We start from the raw sequence: 1229 nt of genomic DNA, 5'->3' as shown, positions 1-1229 counted from the left end.
CCTCGAATAACCCCTCCCTTGGCATGGCGTGAGCGGTATAACGCCGTTCGCGCCGCCCGCAAAGTCGGCAAGCGACACCTCGCACGCCCTGAAGTCGCCCCTGCGGGCGCGGCGACCGCCGGTGAGCGGCCTGTCCGCATCATGCAGGCACCACGCCCCGGTCTTTGTATCGCGCCAGATGCATCAGGTTGTGGGCGATCACCTTCAGTTCGATCACGGCGCGGGCACGGGCCAGGCCGATCGTCCGCAGGTGCTTGCCGCCCATCTGCGCCAGACGCGCGAACGGGTGTTCGCCAAAGGCCCGCTGCCTGGCGATGCGGCGGTTGCGCCGTTGCTGCGCGTCGCTGATCGGCTGCGTGGCCGTGCCCTTGCGCTGGATGTGCGCGCGGTAACCTTGCACGTACAGCGCCGTCTGCCGCGCATGCTTGGCATAGCCGCGGTCGGCGTAGACGTCCTTGGCGGTGTTGGTGTCGTCCAGGATGGCCTCGAACACCTCGGTATCGTTCACCGACGCCGCGGTCACCTCGATGCGGCGGATGAAGCCCCAACGCCGGTCGGTGCTGGCGTGCAGCTTGTAGCCGTAGTAGCTCTTGCCGTGCTTCTTCGTCCAGCGCGCATCCATGTCCTTCTGCGACCGCTTGGCCGCGTTCCAGTCGGCGGGCACCTCGCCGCGCTTGATCGCCTCGTTCTCTTCACTGCGATGGTGCTGCACCGGCGCCGTCACGATGCTCGCGTCGATGATCTGACCCCCTCGCGCGATAAACCCGGCCTGCGCCAACTGCCGCCCCACGGCCTCGCTGATGTCGCCGATCAGGTCCTGCTTCTTCAACCGCTCGCGCCACACCCAGACCGTCTTGGCATCCGGAATGCGGCTGCTCTTCTCCAATCCCGCGAAGCGCTGGAAGCTGGACCGGTCCAGTACCTGATACTCCAGCGCCTCGTCGGACAGGTTGTACAACTGCTGCACCACCAGCAGCCGGATCATCAGCTCCGTCGGATACGGCGGTCGGCCGCCGCGGCCGGTGTCTCCGATCTCCAGCTTGGCATCCACCGCCCGGGCCAGGGCGGCGAAGTCGATGGCTCGATCCAGCACCTGCAGCGGATCACCCAGCCGTTCCCGCTTGGCGGCTCGTTCCTCGGCGGCAAACAGGCTGATCATCGGGCGATTCTCGGGCGGCTTCGGCTGCGCGCTACACTACCGGCATGGGCGGGGTTTTTCGAGGCGCCCA

The 1229-nt window shown here is 67.2% G+C and carries 1 protein-coding gene; it reads right to left on the bottom strand.

Going from position 1 to position 1229, the window contains the following annotated elements; translation table 11 throughout:
- Positions 1 to 139: 139 nt before the first annotated feature.
- Positions 140 to 1159, bottom strand: a complete 1020-nt coding sequence (locus C7456_RS16715; protein WP_109724934.1) for an IS5 family transposase — start codon at positions 1157 to 1159, stop codon at positions 140 to 142.
- Positions 1160 to 1229 lie beyond the last annotated feature (70 nt).

The sequence above is a fragment of the Fulvimonas soli genome (assembly GCF_003148905.1).
In the GTDB taxonomy this organism is placed as follows: Bacteria; Pseudomonadota; Gammaproteobacteria; order Xanthomonadales; family Rhodanobacteraceae; genus Fulvimonas; species Fulvimonas soli.
The sequence above is the reverse complement of the archived record's forward strand: the minus strand, read 5'-3'. Positions and strand labels throughout refer to the sequence as shown.